At 57.6% G+C, this 21,274-nt stretch carries 20 protein-coding genes; 3 read left to right on the top strand and 17 right to left on the bottom strand.

Going from position 1 to position 21,274, the window contains the following annotated elements:
• The first annotated feature begins 74 nt into the window (after positions 1 to 74).
• Complete coding sequence (locus Q0X18_RS05925) at positions 75 to 2,306, top strand: diguanylate cyclase domain-containing protein (RefSeq protein ID WP_297559708.1); 2,232 nt, start codon at positions 75 to 77, stop codon at positions 2,304 to 2,306.
• Positions 2,307 to 2,380: 74 nt separating this feature from the next.
• Here the strand turns inward: Q0X18_RS05925 and Q0X18_RS05920 are convergent, their stop codons facing one another.
• From Q0X18_RS05920 to rplM, 17 genes are all read right to left on the bottom strand, one after another.
• Positions 2,381 to 5,587 carry an AAA family ATPase gene (locus Q0X18_RS05920; RefSeq protein WP_297559705.1) on the bottom strand — a complete coding sequence of 1,069 codons (3,207 nt, stop codon included), beginning with the start codon at positions 5,585 to 5,587 and terminating at the stop codon, positions 2,381 to 2,383.
• A gap of 19 nt (positions 5,588 to 5,606) precedes the next feature.
• Entirely contained in the window at positions 5,607 to 6,140 is a 534-nt protein-coding gene (locus Q0X18_RS05915) for a GerMN domain-containing protein (protein ID WP_297559703.1), read from the bottom strand.
• Positions 6,137 to 7,390, bottom strand: a complete 1,254-nt coding sequence (locus Q0X18_RS05910) for an N-acetylmuramoyl-L-alanine amidase (RefSeq protein ID WP_297559701.1) — start codon at positions 7,388 to 7,390, stop codon at positions 6,137 to 6,139. The genes Q0X18_RS05915 and Q0X18_RS05910 overlap by 4 nt, the downstream gene beginning before the upstream one ends.
• A gap of 72 nt (positions 7,391 to 7,462) precedes the next feature.
• Positions 7,463 to 7,894, bottom strand: a complete 432-nt coding sequence (smpB, locus tag Q0X18_RS05905) for an SsrA-binding protein SmpB (RefSeq protein WP_297559699.1) — start codon at positions 7,892 to 7,894, stop codon at positions 7,463 to 7,465.
• Between the two features lie 121 nt (positions 7,895 to 8,015).
• On the bottom strand, positions 8,016 to 8,567 hold the full coding sequence (pdxT, locus tag Q0X18_RS05900) for a pyridoxal 5'-phosphate synthase glutaminase subunit PdxT (RefSeq protein WP_374707522.1): 552 nt from the start codon (positions 8,565 to 8,567) through the stop codon (positions 8,016 to 8,018).
• A 257-nt stretch (positions 8,568 to 8,824) separates the two neighbouring features.
• Positions 8,825 to 9,181 carry a hypothetical protein gene (locus Q0X18_RS05895; RefSeq protein ID WP_297559695.1) on the bottom strand — a complete coding sequence of 119 codons (357 nt, stop codon included), beginning with the start codon at positions 9,179 to 9,181 and terminating at the stop codon, positions 8,825 to 8,827.
• Between the two features lie 158 nt (positions 9,182 to 9,339).
• Complete coding sequence (gene pdxS, locus Q0X18_RS05890; protein WP_297559693.1) at positions 9,340 to 10,221, bottom strand: pyridoxal 5'-phosphate synthase lyase subunit PdxS; 882 nt, start codon at positions 10,219 to 10,221, stop codon at positions 9,340 to 9,342.
• 177 nt (positions 10,222 to 10,398) lie between these two features.
• Positions 10,399 to 11,742: an acetyl-CoA carboxylase biotin carboxylase subunit gene (gene accC / locus Q0X18_RS05885; protein WP_297559691.1), complete on the bottom strand. Its 1,344-nt coding sequence runs from the start codon at positions 11,740 to 11,742 to the stop codon at positions 10,399 to 10,401.
• A 50-nt stretch (positions 11,743 to 11,792) separates the two neighbouring features.
• Positions 11,793 to 12,296: an acetyl-CoA carboxylase biotin carboxyl carrier protein gene (accB, locus tag Q0X18_RS05880; protein WP_297559689.1), complete on the bottom strand. Its 504-nt coding sequence runs from the start codon at positions 12,294 to 12,296 to the stop codon at positions 11,793 to 11,795.
• A gap of 360 nt (positions 12,297 to 12,656) precedes the next feature.
• Entirely contained in the window at positions 12,657 to 13,211 is a 555-nt protein-coding gene (gene efp / locus Q0X18_RS05875; RefSeq protein WP_297559687.1) for an elongation factor P, read from the bottom strand.
• A gap of 127 nt (positions 13,212 to 13,338) precedes the next feature.
• Positions 13,339 to 13,773 carry a universal stress protein gene (locus Q0X18_RS05870; RefSeq protein WP_297559685.1) on the bottom strand — a complete coding sequence of 145 codons (435 nt, stop codon included), beginning with the start codon at positions 13,771 to 13,773 and terminating at the stop codon, positions 13,339 to 13,341.
• A gap of 247 nt (positions 13,774 to 14,020) precedes the next feature.
• A complete protein-coding gene (gene phoU / locus Q0X18_RS05865; protein WP_297559683.1) occupies positions 14,021 to 14,683 on the bottom strand; it encodes a phosphate signaling complex protein PhoU in 663 nt (220 codons plus the stop codon).
• A 20-nt stretch (positions 14,684 to 14,703) separates the two neighbouring features.
• Positions 14,704 to 15,663, bottom strand: coding sequence for an ATP-binding protein (locus Q0X18_RS05860; protein ID WP_297563022.1), 960 nt, complete (start codon positions 15,661 to 15,663; stop codon positions 14,704 to 14,706).
• Positions 15,664 to 15,672: 9 nt separating this feature from the next.
• The gene (locus Q0X18_RS05855; protein WP_297559681.1) at positions 15,673 to 16,341 is read right to left on the bottom strand and encodes a response regulator transcription factor; all 669 of its coding nucleotides are present in this window, start codon (positions 16,339 to 16,341) and stop codon (positions 15,673 to 15,675) included.
• Between the two features lie 127 nt (positions 16,342 to 16,468).
• Positions 16,469 to 16,939, bottom strand: a complete 471-nt coding sequence (locus Q0X18_RS05850) for a DinB family protein (RefSeq protein WP_297559679.1) — start codon at positions 16,937 to 16,939, stop codon at positions 16,469 to 16,471.
• Positions 16,940 to 17,074: 135 nt separating this feature from the next.
• On the bottom strand, positions 17,075 to 17,461 hold the full coding sequence (rpsI, locus tag Q0X18_RS05845; protein ID WP_297559677.1) for a 30S ribosomal protein S9: 387 nt from the start codon (positions 17,459 to 17,461) through the stop codon (positions 17,075 to 17,077).
• Entirely contained in the window at positions 17,461 to 17,901 is a 441-nt protein-coding gene (gene rplM, locus Q0X18_RS05840; RefSeq protein ID WP_297559675.1) for a 50S ribosomal protein L13, read from the bottom strand. The genes rpsI and rplM overlap by 1 nt, the downstream gene beginning before the upstream one ends.
• 244 nt (positions 17,902 to 18,145) lie before the next feature.
• On the opposite strand from rplM, the gene Q0X18_RS05835 reads away from it, so the two are divergent.
• Complete coding sequence (locus Q0X18_RS05835; protein WP_297559673.1) at positions 18,146 to 18,430, top strand: 4a-hydroxytetrahydrobiopterin dehydratase; 285 nt, start codon at positions 18,146 to 18,148, stop codon at positions 18,428 to 18,430.
• Between the two features lie 76 nt (positions 18,431 to 18,506).
• Entirely contained in the window at positions 18,507 to 21,215 is a 2,709-nt protein-coding gene (locus Q0X18_RS05830; RefSeq protein WP_297559671.1) for a 2-oxoglutarate dehydrogenase E1 component, read from the top strand.
• Positions 21,216 to 21,274: the final 59 nt, after the last annotated feature.

The following is a 21,274-nucleotide window of genomic DNA, read 5'->3' as shown; positions in this document are numbered from 1 at the left end:
ACGACAACCCATCAAATCGGTGCGCTCGAGGATACCGCTGTTTGATAAAGTATGGTCAATCTACGGTTTGGTGTATGGCCCTGCCCTATCCCGTCATACTGGTAATCTCGCCCGTCGCTGTTGGGGTGGTTTACGCGCTCAGGCTAGATGGCATCTATGCCCTCCCGTGGCTCATGTTTTTTACCGCGACTGCCTCGAGCGTCTACGGGCTGGGTGTGGGACTGACCCTGGCCCTGGGGTCGGTTGGAGTTCTGGGCTTGTTTCGCTCGAGCCCCCAGGACTATCTGGTCATGGGCATTATTTTGTCGCTTTCAGCCTATCTGGCTGATCAGATAGGCCGAAGCCTGCGCCGGGCGCACCACAAGGCTCGCCAGCTAACCCAGCTACAGGGAGTTTTCATGCAAGGCCTCGAGGTTCTGCCGCGGTTTCTTAACCGCGAGCAGCTTCTCCGACAGTTGCCCACCATGCTGGCACAGCTCCTGCATGGTAGCCTACTTCGAATTTGGATTCCTTCTGGCGCAGGCCAGCTTACTCTGCTGGAAAACCCCGGCACAGCCTCATCGGAGATTTCGCCCAGCCCCGTCGTCCAGAGGGCTTTGCAAGAACCTGGCCCGACCTGGTCGGAGGAAATGGGGATAGGGGAAAAGGTCGCCCTGCCGACCTGGCTGGGCTTTCCCGCCCCTACCGGCCCATACGAGCTTGCGGTCGCTTTGCGGGTACGCAACGAGACAGTGGCGGTGCTCCAATTTTTGCGCGGCGAGGGCTGGCAGAAACAGGAGATCGAGCTGTTCTCCCGCCTGGCCCTGGCCATGAGCCGCCAGCTCGAGCAGCTCCACGACCTCGAGCTGCGTCGCCTCCTGCTCAAGGTAGCCGATCACCTGACCTCGGCCAGCGACAAGCGCAAGGTCGCCGAGGTTGCCTTGCGGTATTTGTTGCCGGCCCTGGATATGGAGGCGGGGGTGGTTTTACAGTATCGGCGCGGAACTTTGCGTGGACTGGCCTGGCGCTTTCCACGGGAGCTGCGCCCCCAGCTAACACCTTTAGCCCGAAAGCTGCCCTATCGTGAGCAAGGGCTGGTCTGGCAGACCTACCATACGGGTACGGCCCAGTTTACCGAAAATTACTCCAGTCTCCCTGAGGTTATTCCCGAATTAAAGCAGCTCGGTTTCGAAACCCTGGTGGCCTACCCGGTACATACCCGTGACGCCATGAAGGGCCGGGTAGTACTGGTACTCGGCACCCGGCGTCGCATTGCCTGGACGCCCAGCAAGCAAGAAATACTCTTGGGTATAGAACGGCTGCTGAGTTCGGCGCTGGAACGGGCCTTGCTGGAAGAACTGCACAAGCGCATTAACCGCCTGCTGACCGAGGCCTGGTCGTATCCATCCCGGCAGGTATACCGGCACATCCTCGAGGCCGCCGTAGATCTGGTACCGGGTAGCGACGCGGGCAGCTTATGGGTTCGCGACGGCAACGAGTTTGCCTGCGAGGCTGCTGTTGGCTCTGTTTGGGACTGTGGTCAGCGCTGGAGCGAAGCCACATTTCAAACCTGGTATGCGTACGACAAAAGCATGGCCTCACGGGGTCGGCCGCGCATCTTGCGTCGAGACCAGCTTGTATCCGAAGGTAGGGGTGCCAATCTGTGCCTACCTGTAAGCCACCAAGGTAGGGTGCTGGCCTATATGAATCTGGATAGCCTGCACGACAGTGAGGCTTTTGCTGAAGACTCCCTAGCCACAGTCCAACTTTTTGCCACCCCCATTGCCACCTTGGTACACGAGATACAGAGCCGTGCAGCTCTGGAAAAGGCAGCTCTTACCGATGGCCTCACAGGACTGTACAACCGCCGAGCCTTTGACCTGCGCCTGAAGGAAGAGTGCGAGCGGGCTGCCCGCTACCAGTACCCGCTCACCCTGCTTGTGCTTGATCTCAAAAACTTCAAGCCCATTAACGACCGACTGGGCCACTCGATGGGCGATCAGGCTCTCATCGCGGTGGCACGAACACTAAGCCAGACGCAAAGGGCTGGTGACATGATATTCCGCTGGGGTGGTGACGAGTTTGCGCTTTTGTTACCCCAGACCCCCAAGGAAGCCGCTGCTGTGGTGAGCAACCGGATACTCGAGGCCATCTCGAGCATATGCATAGGTGATTATTGTCTTTCTGCCAACATCGGCTATGCAAGCTTCCCTGTCGATGCCCAGAGCGCAGAGGTGCTGCTCCAAATAGCCGATCAGCGTATGTATGCCAACAAAAACAAAATTCCAGACGTAGCTACGGCACCTCCAGACGAAAGCAACCAGTAGACAGCCTGTCCCAGAGGAATCGTTCGGCTGGTAAACAGACCCGCTAGGTATCTGCCCCAACACCGAATCTGGTATTAGACCAAAACCTCCTCGCGCTTGATGCTGTATACCCGGCTCACACCCTTCTCGGTGGTCACGCCGTATAACGCATCGCAGGCTTCCATGGTGCGCTTCTGATGGGTTACCAAAATGAACTGGGTCTGGCCTTTAAAGTGCTGTAAAAAACGGCAGAAGCGCTGGATGTTGGCCTCATCCAATGGGGCATCGACTTCGTCCAGGACAGCAATGGGAAGACCACCTTGCTCCTCGCCTACCTCCGAGAGGGCAAACAAAAAGGCCAGGGCGCCCATTGTGCGCTCGCCCATCGAGAGCAAATTTAGGTTAACAGTGCGCTTCCCGGCGGGTCTGAGGACGAGCTCGAGGCCCTGGTGAGTGCGCTCGAGTTCTACCTCTGCGTCCAGCAGGGCGCTGGCGTAATGGGCGAACTTTTCCTTGAATACCCGGTATACCTGTTGCATGCGCTCTCGATACTCCGCCTCCACGAGGTGCAGCTCCGCCTCGAGCTTGTGTACCACCACCTCGGACTCCTGTAAGGCCTGCTCGAGTTTGGCGATGTCTTCCTTCAATAAAGCGTATTCTTGCTCTGCCAGATGGTTGATGGGGCCCAGGGCCTCCAGGGCTGCTTCCGTTTCGGAAAGGGCCCGGGCCAGGCTACGCGAAGAGCCTGTCTCTACCGGGCCGGAAGGCAACTGGGAAAGCTCCTGTTGCAGGGTCTCGATGGTGGCCTCGCGTCGGGCTTGCGTGAGGTGGAGGGCCTCGAGGTCGGAAAGAAGCGTATTGGTGCGAGCAATCAGCCGCGATTCCTCTTCCGAAAGGGCCCGGGTACGAGTGCGGGCTGTTTGAAGCAGTCCTTCCAGGTGAGACAGGTTCAGGCTTTGTTTGATCTGCTCGAGGTCGGCTTTACGGGACTGGAGGTGGAGAAGTTGTTGTCTCAGCTCGGCCTGCTCGCTTCGCAGGCTGTGCAGGCGGGCCTCGAGGTCGGCAATATCCTTTTGCGCCACGGTATAGCGCTCCCAATCTTCGCGATAGCGTTGCCAGCGAGCGGCCACCTCACGCGCCTGGGCTAGCACTGTGCCCAGGGCTTCACGCTCGCTGCGCAGGGCCTGGAGGCGGTCGGGCTGGGGGGGTTCGACCGGCTCGGGGGCATGAGGCATAGGACTGTGTACGAGCCGCGCCAGGCTCGAGCGCACGGCCTTGAGCTCGGATTCCAGATCGGCCTGCCGCTTTAGCAGTTGGGTTAAGTGCTGTCCCGCCAGCTCAGCCCGGAGCAACTCGGTCTGACTACGCAGGGTCTGAGCTTCGCCCTCGAGGCGCAGGGCTTCAGCCTGGGTGTCCTGGAAGCGGCGACGCAGGGCCAGCATCTGACCGCCTTTTTGTAAGCGCCCGCCAGTAATGGCCCCGCTGGTTTCCAGCAGTTCTCCGTCTAGGGTTACGATGCGAGGGTGATCAGGGTGCTGGCGTACCAGCGCCAGTGCGGATTCGAGGTTCTCCATGACCAGTGTCTCTCCCAGCAAGGTGGGCAGGGCTTCTGAGCAGGTGGGTAGCTGCACCAGATCTCGGGCAACCCCCACAACCCCAGGCATCGTGGCCCAGTCTCGTGCTCGTCCGCGTGATGGTCGTAGAAGGGTACGGGGCAGAAAAGTAGCCCGACCTCCATGCTGCTTCAGGTGCTTGACAGCAGCCTGGGCGGCCTGTTCGTTCTCGCATAGCACCCACTGCATGCGCGCCCCCAGGGCCACTTCAATAGCCAGCTCCAGACCCGCAGGTACCAGGAGCAAGTCGGCCACCACACCCACCAGACCAGGAATTCCAGCATCGCGGGACCGTTTGGGGCCTTCGGCCAGGTCGGCCCCAGAGCGCAGCAGGGCCTCGAGGCGACCGGCTTCAGCACGGGCCGCACGGGCCTCGCTGCTGACCTGTCCTTCCTGCTTAACCAGGTCGTTCAAGCGGGCGCGTAACTCACTTTCTCTGGCCTGGGCCGCAGCTACCTGGGCCCGCAGGGCCGATAGCTCTTCCTCGAGCCGGGCCCGATCGGCCTCGAGGGCCGCTTGCTGGGCCAGCATCTGTTCGTGCGCCAGCTTCTGTGCTTCGTAGGTAGCCTGGGCCTGCAAAAACCGCTCATAGGCTTTCTGGGCCGAAGCCAGCCGGCTTTCCTCGCTCTGAATCGCCGACTGAAGTTCCTTCAGGCGTAGTTGGTGGCTTTGCAGCAAATCGGGGGTGGGCTCTTCTTCGCTGGGAGGTACGGGTGCTTGCAAGGCCCGAAGGCGATCCAGGCGGGCCTCGCCCTCCTTAGTGTCTGCTGTCAACCGGCGCAGCAAACCTTCCAGAGAGATCCGCTCTTGCTCAACCAAGCGCAGCTCACCCTCTAAGGCTTCGGCCTGTCGGAGGGCTTCGCTGTAAGTGCTCTGGGCCACCTCTAAGGCCTCCAAAGCCTGGCTTTTTTCGTCCTCGAGCTCCCGTAAGCGCTGGGCTGTCTGGATTCGCTCGCGCTCGAGGGCCTCGGCTTTTTGCTGGGCGCTTTTGGCTTCCTGGTCGGCTTCGCGGATACGCGCTGCTATTACACTTCTTCGCAAAACCAGGCTACGGGCTGCCAGAGCGGCTGCCTGGCAAGCCGCTTCGGCCTGCTGGGCTTTTTCGGCAACCAAGGCTTTCCGCTCGGCCAGCTCCTGGGCGCGGGTTTGCAGCTCAAGGGTGGCGCTTTCAAGGCGTTCGTGGGCAGTTTTGCTGGCTTGGGTTACAGCCCGCAACCCCGCCGCTTCCTCCAGGTATGACAGCAGCACCTCCGGCCCCGCCTGCAAGATCTGCCCCACCTCACCCTGCCCCACAATGGCGTACCCATTTCGCGATAGCCCCGTTCCCATCAGGGCCTGCTCAATCTGGCGCAGGGTGCTGCGCATATTGTTGAGCCGGATCTCACTGCTGCCATCTCGTTCTAGGCGCCGACTCAGGCTCACCCGCTTGCCATTGCCCCCCAGCTCCAGCCCGACTTCTGCAAATCCCAGCGGCGCTTTGCCATCCGAGCCGTGAAATAGGAGGGCCATTGCTTCCTCGCCCCGCAGCTCTCTGGCCCGGGCACCCACCACCCAACGCAGGGCCTCAACCAGGTTGCTTTTTCCCGAACCATTGGGGCCCACAATACCGTATATACCAGGGCCAAACTCGAGGCTGGTGCGCTCGCCAAATGATTTAAAACCTTGCAAAAAGAGTCGCTCGATTTTCATAGGTGTCTGCGGCAGGTTCTTACTGACCCGCTCGCCTAAACGGATCCAGCAACGAGAGGTGCCCGATGCTTTCAACTTCTTGGCCATCGAGCAAAAACTTAACCTGCTCCACTTCCTTGAACTCCAGCAGGGTGTTGGTTATGCCATAAATGAGGGCTGTTTCACCGGATGTACCGTATCCCAGGCGCCTATAGGCTGCCGGTAGATCTACCAAAGCTGTGCCATCGCGCAGGAAAACCGTAGGAGCCGGTGTACCAGCGGGCACCAGCGGTGCCGCGCCCGGTACTTGCGGCCCGCGCACCAACTCTTCCAGCACCCTCCCCATGGTGTACTCCCCTTCGACCACCTGAATCGTGCGCTCTTCCACTACCAGACCGTCCCCAGTGTCCTTGGCAAAGTGTAAGCGGATGGTACGTGGGCCTTGGTTATCAAGGTCGGAGGGCAGATTGAGCGACCTCGAGCCATTATCACCCTGTATAGCCCATAGCGCCCAGCCACCCAGGAGCAGCATCAGGAGGCCCAAAAAATTTGTGAAGGTCAGGATTCGTCTCATGGCCGGGTGCCTCCTGTAGGATTGGTGGATAGACCCAGGTGATTGAGCACTGCAGCCGCCAGTATTTCAGCTATCTGTGTCCGGCCTTGGGGTGAGCGCAGCTGCTCGAATCCCACCTCAACCAAAACTGCCGAGCCCCCCGCCATCGAGAGCACATACATGGCATCCTGACTGGTGTTGGCTACAATACCGGCTTTGGCAAACCCTTGCGAGACTGCCTGGGCAAAACGCGCCGATGAGCCAGGGGCGGCCACAAAGCGCTCCAGGATAGCCCGCTGGGCAGCCGGACTGCGGGCCGAAAGCTCGCGCCCTTTTTCCAGCAGTCGAAGGGTCTGTATCTCGGGGTGGCTAAACACCGTCACGCGGCCACCCGCGTCCGCATGGAGGCTGATGAACACCTGCGCAGTTGAGGCATACTGGGCTCGAGCCAGGAGGGGTACTGCTCGGTCACCGTTACGGGTCAGGACAACCTCGAGCCTCCCCTGAAGCAGTTTTTGCATCTGCTGAGCTACAGAAAGCACCAGGTCTTTTTCTCGCAGGTTCCCAACCACCACGCCGCTGTCGGCCCCGCCATGACCAGCATCGAGCACCACGCGGGGCAGCTTGGCTGTGGAACCGCGTTCCACCACTACCTGCTGAGGCAAAAAGAGCAAGCGGGGCGGTTGATTGCCCTGAGGTAGGTAGATCTCAGTGCCCCAGCTTTCTTTGCTGAAGCTAATAGCCGAGTTGGGCGGAGCGTCCGGCGCTTCGGTAACCCCGATCAAAGCCAGGCGGGGCGGGTTATTGGCTAAAAGTCGTACTTGCACGTCCCGATCAAAACGCAAGATGTAGCGTTCGCTCGAGCCTGCTGTGGCCCGCTGTACCTCCAGGAGCCGCGCCGGGCGCAAGGCCAGTACCGAGGCCCCGTAGTCGTTGCGGTAGTAGAGATCCAATATGCGGGCCAGCTCCCGAACAGGAACCCACAGGCTACCCTGGCTTTGATACGCATTGAGCAATCGAACAGCATCGGCGCCCTGACTGTTAATGGGAAAAGCCGCCACCCGGCTACCCAAGCTCAGATATACCTTACCTGAAGCCTCGAGGTAGCCCAGCCCCAAAGCCTCGGCGATAAACCTGGCCGGGCCGTAGGCCACCGTACTACCACCGGGGTAAATGGCCTGACTTTCCTGAAATCCTACAAGTAAGCGACCTTCGTATTGAGCCCAGGTCAGGCCAAGCAATGCCGTGAAAAATGTCAATAAACGCCGCATGCTTCGTCCAGTCGCTACAGTTTTACTTGGCGCAGATTAGAAGCGCAAGTCCAGCGGTGATTTGGATTTTGGCTACCATTCCTCGAGGGCCCGCTGCACGGCCCGCTTTTTGTCGTCAGCTTTCTTCTGGTAAGCCCGCTTGCCCCTTGCAAGCGCCAGCAGGAGCTTGGCTTTGCCCCGTTCGTTGAAATAGATCTTGAGCGGAACCAGGGTCAGCCCTTTTTGCTCAACTCGAGCTTTGAGCTTGCTTAGCTCGTGCTTGTGCAACAAAAGTTTACGCGGGCGGCGCGGGTCGTGGTTGGTGTAGCCGCCTTTTTCGTAGGGTGCGATATAAAGGTTTTCGAGGAACAGCTCCCCGTTCTGGAAACGCGCAAAGGTGCCGGTAAAGTCTACCTGACCCGAGCGGATAGACTTAACCTCTGTACCTTTGAGCGCCAGGCCAGCCTCGTAGGTTTCCAGTATCTCGTAGTCGTGGCGTGCCTTGCGGTTCTCGAGTCCAGCCATAGAGCACTTTAGTGTACCAGCCTGGCTGGGCCCGGTGTTATCCCCTGCTGTCCTCAATCGTGCAGTTCAATAGTGAAATATGTCACGATAAATCTGGTTCGTGAAATAAGTATCCAAATCACTATAAGCTTTCTAGAAAAAGTCGGTGAATGCGCAAATCCCCAGTCAGCTCGGGGTGAAAAGTACTGGCCCAAAGCCTGCCCGATCTCACCAACACAGGATCATTGTTGTGTGTGGCCAATACCTCTACGCCGTTACCTACGCTCAAAATCAGCGGGGCTCGGATAAAAAAAGCATGAAAAGGCTGATCCAGTCCCTCAACTTTTAAGTTGGCCTCGAAGCTGTCTACCTGGCGGCCATACCCGTTACGCTGTATTGCAATATCGAGGCAGCCTAGCCGAGGCTGGTCGGGATACTGCGGAATCTGCTTAGCCAGCCAGATTGCGCCTGCACAAGTACCCCATACTGCCAGGCTGCCAGCCCGAACCTGCGACCGTACCGCCTCCTCGAGGCCATACTCCCGCGCCAACATGCCAATGGTAGTAGACTCTCCCCCCGGCACAATAAGCCCTTGCAGACCCTCGAGGTGCTCGGGGAGGCGCACTTCCACAACCTCAGCTCCCAGGGCTTTTAGCATCTCTTTGTGCTCGCGAAAGTCTCCTTGTATTGCCATTACGCCTATCTTCACAACCACAATCGTACCTCACTGTATTTATTTCGTACTCCCAGCAGGCCCCTCCGTGGTTTTTATCACCACACTTCTATCTATCTATATGTGCTTATTTTCACGATACATTATGCTTGTGAAGATAATATTTATAGCCCCTTTCAACCAGCTTCGTGACCTTGCCGCTCACAAGCTGGTCACGTAGAAAACCCATGGGGGAGGCACACGCCCCACCGTGGGGGGCAAATAAGGCTGTCTGAAGGTTAGGCAGGGATGGTCACCAAGGTTGTGGCCGTGCTATGGCGGCTCTCCTCGCTCTCGGCTTTAAGCAAGTATTTTTCGTTCTCTTCACCCAATGCTTTCAAAAGCCGCTCTCGAGAAACAAACTCGCCACTCAGCATGTAGCAAAAGCCGTTCTTACCCAATACCACTACATAGCGAATCCCGCCCTGATTTCTCACAAAAGTATTGTGTCGGAGGGCAAAGCGGTGCATTTTGTTTAGGATAGACATCTCCCGTTCCTGGCGACGTTGATTAAGCATTGGTATAAACCAGGCCGGAATCAGGGCTATCAAAGCAGTAATTCCAAAGATCGCCAGCCCAAATGCCTCCGGTTGCATATTGTTACAAATATAACACATTACGTAACGCCATGTGTAACGCATTCGCAAGTTGAACTCGGTAAAGATGGTTGTAGGCGGTTGATTCTTGCAAGTATGCAAGAAATAAAACCCCCCCTCGTACGAAAGTAGGCGAGGGGGAATATTAATTAGTAGCGTTACCAGCCTCGTTTTGCCAGCCTTTCCTCTTCAGAGAGAAAGTCCAGATTGATACCCACCATAGGGTCGCCCAGATCTTCAGAGACCTCGGCCAGTACCTCCGGGTTATTGTAGTGCGTTACAGCGCGCACAATAGCCCTGGCCCGCTTGCGCGGATCGCCCGATTTGAAGATTCCAGAGCCTACAAATACGCCATCCATGCCAAGTTGCATCATGAGCGCCGCATCGGCTGGGGTTGCGACGCCGCCAGCCGCAAAGTTAACCACCGGCAGTCTGCCATTTTCATGAACCCAGACAACCAACTCGTAGGGTGCGCCATGATTTTTGGCATAGGTCATGAGCTCTTCACGTGGCAGTGATTGAATTTGGCGAATCGCACCAAGGACACTGCGGGCATGGCGAACCGCTTCAACCACGTTGCCGGTACCCGCTTCGCCCTTGGTTCGAATCATGGCGGCGCCTTCTCCAATTCGCCGCAGAGCCTCGCCTATATCTGTAGCGCCACAAACAAAAGGTACTTTGAAGGCATGCTTATCAATGTGAAATGATTCATCCGCCGGGGTAAGCACCTCCGATTCGTCAATAAAGTCGACCCCAAGGGCCTCAAGGATCTGGGCTTCAACTGTATGCCCAATCCGGCACTTGGCCATAACCGGAATTGAGACAGCGCCCATGATTTCTTTGATTAGTTTGGGGTCGGACATGCGCGCTACCCCGCCCTGAGCACGGATGTCTGCTGGCACACGCTCGAGGGCCATCACTGCAACCGCGCCGGCCTCTTGCGCAATTTCGGCCTGCTGCGCGTTAACTACGTCCATGATTACGCCGCCCTTGAACATTTCAGCGAATCCGGTTTTGACTCGCAGAGTTCCTTTCTCCATAACTCCCTCCAGTCTTGTAGCATAAGGCTTTTTGGGGTGGAATCCCAGAGGTTTGGCTTACAGCTTAGCCGGTATCTCCCCCCGCTATCCAGAAGTATTCAGTCGGCCTGGCAGTTCAGTCAAATGATGCCAAAGCAGCCATATCTGAAGTGGGCTGCCTAAAAACCGTACCCGCACTCAATCCGACATGCGAGTAGTTACAAAATTGGTATAAATCGCTCCTCGCCTGTAGAAGGCATTATCCATAACCTTGAGGTGAAAGGGTACGGTGGTTTTGACCCCCGGCCCTTCGATAACAGTCTCAGTCAGAGCACGGCGCATGCGTGCAATGGCCTCTTCACGGGTCTCACCGTGCACAATCAACTTGGCTACCAGCGAGTCGTAGTTGGGTGGAATGCTGTAGCCGGCATAAAGATGTGAGTCCACCCGAACACCGGGGCCACCGGGAAAGTGCAGCGTCTCGATCTTGCCGATGCTAGGCCGGAAATCTTTTTCGTAATCCTCGGCGTTGATACGACATTCGATGGCGTGGCCGTGGAGCTTAATATCACTTTGCTCGAGGGTGAAAGGCTCTCCCGCGGCGATTTTAATTTGCCACTTGACCAGATCCAAACCCGAAACCATCTCAGAAACACAATGCTCAACCTGGATACGCGTGTTCATCTCCATAAAGTAGAAGTTGCCATCGGGATCTACGATGAACTCGAGCGTACCAGCCCCCTGGTAGTTCACATACTTGGCCAGGCGCACCCCTGCCGCCAAGATTTCCTGACGCAGGGGCTCCTCCAGGCGGCTGGGGGCCTCCTCAATCAGCTTTTGGTTTCGGCGCTGAATCGAGCAGTCGCGCTCACCGACATGCACCACATGGCCTTTGCCGTCCCCCAGCACCTGCACCTCAACATGGCGAAACAGCTCTATGTATTTCTCTAAAATCAGGGCCGGATCGGAGAAGTAATTCTGGGCCTCGACCTGGGCTTGAGCAAAGGCCGTTTTCATCTCCTCGGAGGATCGCACCACCTTTTGGCCACGGCCACCCCCCCCGGCGCTGGCCTTGAGGAGTACTGGGTAGCCAATTTGTTCGGCAGCCTCGAGGGCCTCCTCCACCGACTGCAAAACCCCGGTTCCAGGCACGGTTGGCACATTGGATTTGGCGGCGATCTCCCGCCCCCCAGCCTTGGAACCTAAGCTATGCATGGACTCCGGCGTAGGGCCAATAAATGCAATGCCGTGGTCGCGGCACATTTCGGCAAACTGAGGATTCTCGGCCAGAAAACCGTAGCCGGGATGAATGGCCTCAGCTCCAGATATTAAGGCCGCCGAGAGCAAATTGGGGATGTTAAGGTAGCTTTGAGCCGAAGGCGGCGGCCCGATGCAAATGGCTTCGTCGGCGAGCAGAACCGGTAACGACTGGCTATCGGCCTCACTGTGTGCCACCACCACCTTTACACCTAGTTCTCTGGCTGCCCTGAGTACCCGCAGGGCAATCTCACCTCGGTTGGCAACCATTATTTTTTTGAACATAGAACCTTCTCTTAGTACATCGCTGGTCGGTAAGACGCTTTTGGGCTCGTTCAGGCAGGTTCAATTAGGAACAGTGTCTGGCCGTATTCGACAGGCTCCCCATTGGAAACCAAAATTTTTCGAACCACACCAGATACTTCGCTCTCTATTTCGTTCATGAGCTTCATGGCCTCAATGATGCACAAAACCTGGCCCTTTTTGACCATGTCGCCCTCTTTAACGAAAGGTTCTGCATCAGGGGAAGGTGCACGGTAAAAGGTACCCACGATAGGAGCCTTTACCTCAACGTACTTGCTGGTGTCTTCCTTGGGCATTTCAGGTTTAGGGGCAGGTGCAGGTGCAGGGGCTGGAGCCGGAGCGGGTGCTGGGGTCGCTGGGGTCGGGGTAGGCGCCACGGCCTGGGGCTGTATAACCACAGGCGCTGGTGCAGCCACATACTGTATTTCCCCCCCCCTTCTAACAGTCAGCTTGTAATCGGGGGTCTCGAGGGTCAGCTCGGCCACCTCGTGTTCTTGCAGGGCTTGGAGGATAGACTTAAGTTCCTTTGCATTCATGACTGCCTCCGAAACAGCACTGATCTATAGCCTATAGAAGTATAAAGCCATGGAGTTGATTTTACGCCTCGATGTGCAAATCGACACCCGACACCCAAGTACCGATGGGCGTGCTGGCTGCTTCAGGCTTGAGCGCAGTAGCAAAAAACGTTGGTCGCGATGACAAAAAAACACTTGCCCAATTGGGCAAGTGTTATATCGTTTCCGCTTGAATCCTTCACCGCATGCGCAGTCAGAGGTGAAGGAGTCAAGCCAACCGAAGGCAGTTCTCGACAAAAACAAGGGCCCCCAGAAGAGCTATGTGGCTGTCCACAACTCGTTTTTGCCGGTTGGACTAATGAGGGATGCGGGAGGTTAGGCCTAGGCGCGGCCAAGATACTCACCACTACGGGTATCAACCCGAATAACCTCTCCAGTCTCTACAAATAAGGGCACCTGCACCACAGCGCCGGTCTCGAGGGTAGCGGGCTTGGTACCTCCCGATACGGTATCGCCACGCACACCCGGGGGCGTCTCGATAATCTTGAGCTCTACAGAAGCAGGTAAGGTTATGTCTAGCGGACGTCCATTGTACATTGCGCCCTGGACTGTCATACCCTCTTTGAGAAATTTGGTGGCCTCTGAAATGTCACGTGGCACATGGAATTGCTCGTAAGTCTCCAGATCCATGAATACCAGCTCGTCACCTTCTGGGTAGAGGTATTGCAGATCCTTGGTTTCGACGTAGATGTCCTCGAGTTTTTCGCCGGAGTTGAAGGAGCGTTCAACGGTAGCACCAGTCTCGAGGTTCCTGAACTTCGCTACCACCTTTGCACCACCACGCCCGATTTTCTGATGTTGATACTCGATGCACTGCCATAGTGCACCATCCATTTTTACTTTGGTTCCGTTGCGCAGGTCAGTAACGCTAATCATGCATTCCTCCTCGTACCCAAAGCAAAAGTGTACAGGATGAGTCCAATAAAGAAAAGGTGAGCCTATCTGTTGCAAATAAAGGAGATTACTGTGCTTCGCTAGGATCCGCCCAGCGCCTCTACCAAATTTACGCACCACGCACAACCAGAATGGGCGTTGAGCAGTTATGCAGCACTTTGTCCGTCACGCTACCCATGAGTACTCGATCAATGCCTTTGCGTCCGTGGGTCGCCATGACCACCAGATCGTGTTCTTTGGCGGCCTCGAGGATGGCTGGAACCGGATGCTGCTCCACAATCATCGTCCGGATACGAATCCCCTTCGCCTCGGCTTGGGCCGATATTTCCCGAAGAACCTTTGTAGCCTCGGCTTTGTACGATTTCATCTGCTGTTCAAGCGACTCGGTGGGCTGAGCGTAGCTTGAAACGAGTTCATATGGGGTTTCAATGGCATACAGAATGGTGACCTCTCCATCCGATAGTCTGGCCAGGTCGAGTCCCTGCTCGAGGGCTTCTCGACCCAATTCGCTGCCATCCGTCGGTATTAGGATTTTCTTGAACATAAGCGGTCTCCTTGGGTGCGGGCAGGGGAAGCCAGTACGAGGCTTTTCTCTGTGCAATACCCTAAATCGTCCCCTAGGGGTCTTGTGTCCCTTATTCAACGGAACTCAAGACGGCACCTCGAGCCGTTCCTGGCAAAGGAAACCTCTCCAATCCCATAGGCAATTTCTCCCTCTGCTACACCGGCCGCTTCGGCCAGGCAGGCGTATCACCCAGGGATTATGAGTTAAGCGGATCTGGTTTTAGTTGCTAGTAGACATCTTCGGGCTTTTTTTCCATTTTTCCGGTAAGCCAGTAGATGATGCGCTCCGAGATATTCTCGAGGTGATCGCCCAGGCGCTCATAGCTGCGGGCTACGCGGCCCAGTGTAAGGGCTTTGCTGATGGTTCGTGGGTCTTCCATCATATAGGTAAGCAGCTCGCGCGAAACTTCTTCGTAGAGTGCGTCAATTTCGTCGTCGCGACGGAAAACTTCTTTAGCAGCTTCAATATCACGTTCAGCAAAAGCCTTAGAAATGAGATTCAGCATTTGAGCCAAACGGCGGCCCATCTCTGGAAGGGTGACGTAATTTTTAAGCGGTGGTTCTTTGGCTAACAGGATCACGTCCTCGGCAACATGGGCGGCATAGTCGGCGGCTCGCTCGAGGTCGGTTAGGGCTTTGATGATGGTGAAAGCAAATCGCAGGTCAGAAGCCACCAATCCCTGCCGGGCGATCAGGGTGATGGTTCTGGATTCAATTTCCAGTTCCATTGCATCCACCTGTGCATCCTGGGCAATGATCTCTTGCGCCAGTTGCGGGTCTTGCTCGCTTAGGGCTCTGGCGCTCTTCTCCGTCATCTCGCGTACTAGCGAGATCATTCGAATGGTTTGTTCGGTCAGTTGGTTTAGTTCCCGGTCTAGAATTTCGCGCATAGTCACACTCCTCGTATAGTTTAAGCTGGCGCTTGGGTTGTGGGGCGGCTCGAGGTCTTATTCGCGTAGATCGGGAAGGTCAGGCCAAAGGCGTTGCCGTTCTCCGTAGCTCGGCCATAGGCCGTACCACCCCAACCGGCCGCCAGGCGACGCACCAAGGCCAGCCCCAGGCCTGTTCCGCGCACATTAGCAGCGTGGACACCCCGCTGGCCAGCCTGAAAAAGCCGCTCGAAGTCCTGGAGGGGTTGACCCTGGTTACGAACCTCGAGCCATACTTCCTGGCTATTCTGACCACTCTCCACGACGATTTCCTGGCCCGTGCCGTACTTGAGGGCATTATCGAGCAAGTTGAGCAAGGCCTGGTACACCGCGTCGGGACTGGCCCAGACGGTATGGGGGGTCTGCCACCGAATCCAGGCCGACTTCTGTGCCAGTTGGGGCGCTAGAAAGCGCTCCAGACGACTCTGTAGCTCCTCGAGGGCAAATGTTCGGTTCTGCGAGGGGCGGCGATCCAGCGGGAGGTCTTCCACCAAACGGCGCAAGCGCAGGGTTTCCTGGTAGAGCATCTGAAGGGCCTCCTGGGCCTCGGCCTCAGGTAAGCCGCTTTGCAAGGCTTCCAGCAGCGAAAGCATTCCAGCCACAGGCGTTCGGAACTCGTGGGCTAGAATTCTGCTGGACTCCTGGAGCGCCTCCGAGCGGTCTGTCTCCTCGGTCTTATCCCAAATTAACAATATGCCTGGAACAGCCTTGACCCAGAGGGTGCGGCTACGGGTCTCGATGGTGGCTTCACCACCCGTGCAACACACCAACTCGAGCTTGTGGTCGCGTAGAGCCATCAGTAGCGAGCGGCCCAGTACTTTATCACGTTCTACTTCCAGCAACCTAGCCGCGATCGGGTTTATGTAAACCACACGCCCATCAGCATGGATCAGCACCCCTTCGCGGGCCGCTTCCCATGCACTCTGCAACTGGGCTTCCAGCACTGTGCCTCACTCCTTAAATCGGTAACCTACCCCACGCAGGGTTTCGAGGAACCGCGGGGCCTTGGGATCTTCGCACAGTTTATCGCGCAGTTGGGCGATGTGTTGATCGACCGTTCGGGCGGTACCCAAAAACTCCTGCCCCCAGACCCGCTCAAGCAGTTCTTCGCGGGTATATACCCGGCCAGGGTGCCGTGCCAAAAAAGCCAGCAGTTCAAACTCCCGGCGGGTTAGCTCGAGGCTATGTCCATCTAAATATGCTTGGTGGCGCTCGAGGTCAAGGCTGAGTACCCCGCGCTCGAGGCGACCACTCTTACCCACGCGCCGCAAAAGCGCCTGAATACGTGCGATTAGCTCGGGAGCGGAGAAGGGTTTTGTGAGGTAGTCGTCGGCGCCTCGGGTCAAACCCTCTACACGGTCACCCTCACTGGCCCTGGCCGTCAGCATCAGCACTGGCAGGTGCTCGTAGCGTCCGTCCCGGCGCAGCCGCTCTAGCACGCGTACCCCAGGCTCATCGGGCAGCATCCAGTCGAGTATGACCAGGTCGACACCAGACATCTTTTCCCAGGCCTCTGCAGCTGTAGCTGCTTCCAGCACCTGATGCCCAACCTTTGAAAGCGAAAGGCGAAGACCCAGCCGTACAGCAGGCTCATCTTCGACCAGCAGCAGCCTAGACATCAGTTATAAGTGTAGCGACAGTTTGGTCAGATAAGTGTCATGTGCGCCCTGTATGTAGTGGTTTTGTTGAGTGACACAAGAATTTCTCGTGATATTCGGCAAAGCCGACCCTGTCGAAGCAGGTTACTCAGCACCGGAAAAATCCAATAAAGTGGGCCGAGGGTGGCTGCAGCCCCAGAAGTCTCATTTGAGCTGCCAGTTGGCCCCGGTGAAAATGGGCATGGCTGGCAACGTGCAGCACAATTTCAGCTACGGTGTTGGTAGCAGTTCCGGCTGAGAAGCTATAGGTTATTTGTGCGTTTGGATCGGCAACATAAAGCCAGTCTTTGCGCCTGACAGTCAGTTGTTGCCAGGCTTCATATAGGCCCCTAATTTCGGCAGGGTGATCCGGAAAGCGGGCTGTCGGGTTGCCTTGCAGGCGCTCGAGCCAGACCATCTCGGCGCCGACCATGTGTGCCGTGGTTGCAAGCACACTAGGAAACGAGCCCCCAACCTCCCGGTGTGCCTGCTCAGGTGTTAGCGCCAGCAGGGCAGGCCACCACTTCTCCCAGAGCCAGTCGTGTGCGTCTATAATGCGCTTTAGTTCGGCATTATTCATGCTTCACAGCATACTGCGGCTCTTTCAATTTTTTCTCTATTGAGGTTGGCTGAGTTTTTTCCGTGAACACCTCCAGGCTGTGGGTTACAAGAAAAAAACCCCCACCTTTGGGGTGGAGGCTTCGAATCTCGATGCCTAGCGCTTGCTGTACTGAGGTGCGCGACGGGCTTTGTGCTTACCGTACTTCTTGCGCTCAACTTCGCGTGGGTCACGGGAAAGCAAGCCGGCAGGCTTGAGCTTGGTGCGCAGATCGGGGTTGTAGTTGACCAAAGCGCGGGCAATGCCAAGCTGAATGGCGTCAATCTGACCGGCTTTACCTCCACCTTGCACGGTGATATAGGCATCAAAGCGGCTGGAAGCATCCGCACGGCGCAGGGGCTCGAGGGCCGCAACAGCCTTGACCAGACCGCCAAAGTATTCGGTAAAGGGGATACCGTTAATCTCGATCTTGCCATTACCCGGGCGCAGGAAGACCCGTGCAACGCTGGTTTTACGACGGCCCGTTCCGTAATAGTATTCCATTATTCGACCTCCATCTTAACGGGCTTTTGGGCCGCGTGAGGGTGGTTGGCTCCGGCATAAACTTTTAGCCGGCGAAACATGATATTGCCCAGAGTACCTTTAGGGAGCATACCTTTGACGGCATGTTCCACAGCTTTTACAGGCTTTTGGGCCAGCATGACCGCCCCCACGGTGCGCTTGAGGCCGCCAGGGTAGCCAGAGTAGCGGGTGTAAATCTTGGTGCGGGGCTTGGAGCCTTTCAGCACCACCTTGTCCGCGTTGATGACCACCACGCAGTCGCCCATAGCCATGTTTGGGGTGAAGTCGGGCTTGTGCTTACCGCGTAAAACCGAAGCGATTTTCGAGGCCACGCGACCGATGGGCTGGCCTTCAGCATCAATTAGAACCCAGCCGGGCTCTTTGGGTTCAGGAACATAGGTCTTGAACACTGCTATCTCCATTTTGCGTCAGCGCCTACCAACGCCGTCGCAGACTGTAATTTGCCTTTATTTGGGTGGCTCGGGGCAACCTACCCAAAAAAGGCGCCGGGAAGGAGTATATCACAGTATTTTTACGTTGTGCAATCCGAGGTGGTGGGATGGTGGGTGGCCGCAGCGCACACCATGAGCGGCAAAGGGCATAAAGCGGTTTTCACTGCACTCTCGAGGCTCGAGGTGGCGTAAGGTAGAGGTCTGGAGGTTACATATGGCCGTCAAGCTCGGTAAGAATGAGGTTGCCAGCGCGCTGCAGCGCTTGCCTGGGTGGCAATTGGTTCAAGGCCGGGTCGAGAAAACTTTTGCGTTCGACACATATGCCCAGGGGGTTGCCTTTGCAGTCAAGGTGGCGCTCCTGGCCGAAAAGACCAACCATCACCCCGACAGCCTGGAAATCATGTGGAACAAAGTAAAGGTGGCCTACGTAACCCATTCGGCAGGTGGGGTAACGCACCTCGACCTCGAGGCCGCCGCGCTGGTAGATACCCTGGCATGATCCTACGCTTTCAAGATGGACGGTAGAGTCAATACGTTTTTTGGGCCAGAACCTAGTAGACTAGGAAACCGTGAGTATGGAACGGTCGATAGATAGTTCGAATCTGGCTTTCCTCGAGGCGCTGTACCAGGAGTACGAGAAGAACCCGGCCTCCATCCCGGCCGAGTGGGCGAGCTACTTCCAACGTGTTCAGCTCGAGCCTGCGGGCACCAACGGCATAGCCGAGCGACAACCGCCCAACGAGGCCTCGCTATCCGAGCTGGCCTCGTTTTTTTTGCGAGCGGTGCGTTTCCTGCGCACCTACCGCGAGCGGGGGCACCTGGTCGCACGCATAGACCCCCTGGAACGGGAGCGGCGTACGCCCCCTGAGCTTGACCCCGGGTTCTTTGGCCTGAGCGAGGCCGACCTCGACCGGCCCATTCCAGCAGAACTAGGGGCGCCCACACTGCGGGCGGTGTTGGAGCAGTACAAGGCCCGTTTTGGCGGCACGGTGGGCATCGAGTATGGCCATCTCGACGATCCGGTGGTTCGCAACTGGATTGAGGCCCGCCTGGCGTCCGGCTTTTTGCGCCCCTCACCAGAGCAGAAAAGAAAAATTCACGAGCGGCTAATGCAAGCCACGCTCTTTGAGGAGTTCTTGCAGAAGAAGTACCTGGGGGCCAAAACCTTTAGCCTCGAGGGTACTGAGTCGCTGATACCCCTGCTGGATCTCGCTCTTGAAAATGCGGCCCGTCAGGGAGTGGTGGAGGTGGTGATGGGCATGGCCCACCGGGGCCGCCTGAACGTATTGGCCAACGTAGTTAAGAAGCCCATGCGGGACATCTTCCTGGAGTTCGAGGAGCACTTTCCCGAGGGCTACCACGGCGATGTGAAGTACCACCTGGGCTATTCCAACGATATCGAGACCCCTTACGGCAAGCTGCATCTGTCGCTCAACTTCAACCCCTCCCACCTGGAGTTTGTGGCCCCGGTGGCTATGGGTCGAACCCGCGCCAAGCAAGACCGCTTTGGGGATGTAAAGCGGGAAAAAGGCATGCTCTTGCTGGTGCACGGCGATGCTGCTTTTATTGGCGAAGGCATCGTGCAGGAAACACTTAATATTTCTGGACTGCCGGCTTACACCGTGGGCGGGGCAGTGCATATCATCCTGAATAACCAGGTGGGCTTCACCACCGAGCCCCACGAGTACACCGCCGGGCGTTACTCCACCGAGATCGCCAAGATGGTGGAGTCCCCCATCTTCCACGTCAATGCCGAAGACCCCGAGGCCCTGGTGGGCGTGGTAGCGCTGGCCATGGACTTCCGCAAGGAGTTCAAGCGAGACGTGTTCATCGACCTGATTGGTTACCGCAAGCGCGGCCACAACGAAACCGACGAGCCCAGCTTTACCCAGCCCGATATGTACCGCCGCATTGCGGCCAAGAAGCCCCTGTACCTTAGCTACCAGGCTAAGCTCGAGCAGGAAGGCCTGTGCACCCCCGAAGCCTGTGAAGCCCTGGCCAAACAATATCAGGACACCCTCGAGGCCGCCTTCTCAGGGGCCCGACGGGAACCCACACCCACCCGCCCCCCTGCCGGTGGTGGGGTCTGGAAGGGCTATCTGGGCGGCCCGGAGGAAGGGGTTCCCGACCCTGAGACCGGGGTTGCCACGGAGAAGCTCGCGGCCTTAATGGAGCGGCTAACCCACCTACCCGAGGGTTTTCAGTTACACCCCAAGCTGGCGCGGTTCGTGGAGGCCCGGCGCGAGATGGGGCTAGGCAAGCGCCCGTTGGACTGGGCCGCTGCCGAGATGCTGGCCTTTGCTTCGCTGGCGGTGGAGGGGCACCGAGTACGCATCTCCGGGCAGGATGTGGTACGGGGAACCTTTACCCAGCGTCACGGCGGCTACACCGATCACATCACTGGGGAACGGTATATCCCAGCCAATCACCTGGCTGAAGGGCAGGCCCCGGTAGAGCTGTACAACTCGGCCCTATCGGAAGCGGGGGTGCTGGGCTTTGAGTACGGCTATAGCCTGGATATGCCCGAGGCCCTGGTGGGCTGGGAGGCCCAGTATGGCGACTTCGTCAACACGGCTCAGGTGATTATCGACCAGTTTATCGCCTCGGCCGAGGCCAAGTGGAGCCGACTTTCGGGGATTGTGCTGCTGCTCCCGCACGGCATGGAGGGGGGCGGCCCCGAGCACAGCAGCGCCCGCCTCGAGCGCTTCTTGCAGCTTTGCTCCAACGACAACATGCAGGTCGCCTACCCCACCACCCCAGCCCAGTACTTCCACCTGCTGCGCCGTCAGGTGGTGCGGCCCTGGCGTAAGCCCCTTATTGTGATGACCCCCAAGAGCCTCCTGCGTAACCCCGATGCGGTCTCCCGCCTCGAGGAGCTGGCGCAAGGTCGGTTCCAGCGCGTACTGGCCGGTACGCCCAACAGCAAAGCCAAGCGGGTCATACTCTGCTCGGGGAAGGTTTTTTACGACCTCGAGGCCGCCCGCAAGGCCGCTCAGAAAGACGATGTGGACATCGTTCGCCTCGAGCAGCTGTATCCCTTCCCGAACAAAGAGCTCGAGGCTGCCCTGGCCCCCTACCCCGAGCCAACCGAGGTGGTCTGGGTGCAGGAAGAACCTGCCAACATGGGAGCCTGGTGGTTTATCCGGGCCCGCTTTGGCGACCGCATGTTTGGGCACCCGTTGCGCGTGGTGGCCCGGCCCGAGTCCAGCAGCCCGGCAGTGGGCTCGAAAAAAGTGCACGATAAAGAGCAGCAGGCGATCGTTTCGGCAGCCCTGGGGCTGTGAGGCCTCGCGCAGATCGAGCTTGGCATAGATGAGGTAAAGTTCAAGTTTGGGTGTGATAC

The sequence above is a fragment of the Meiothermus sp. genome, assembly GCF_026004075.1.
Lineage (GTDB): Bacteria > Deinococcota > Deinococci > Deinococcales > Thermaceae > Meiothermus.
This window is presented reverse-complemented; position numbering and strand designations above follow the sequence as displayed.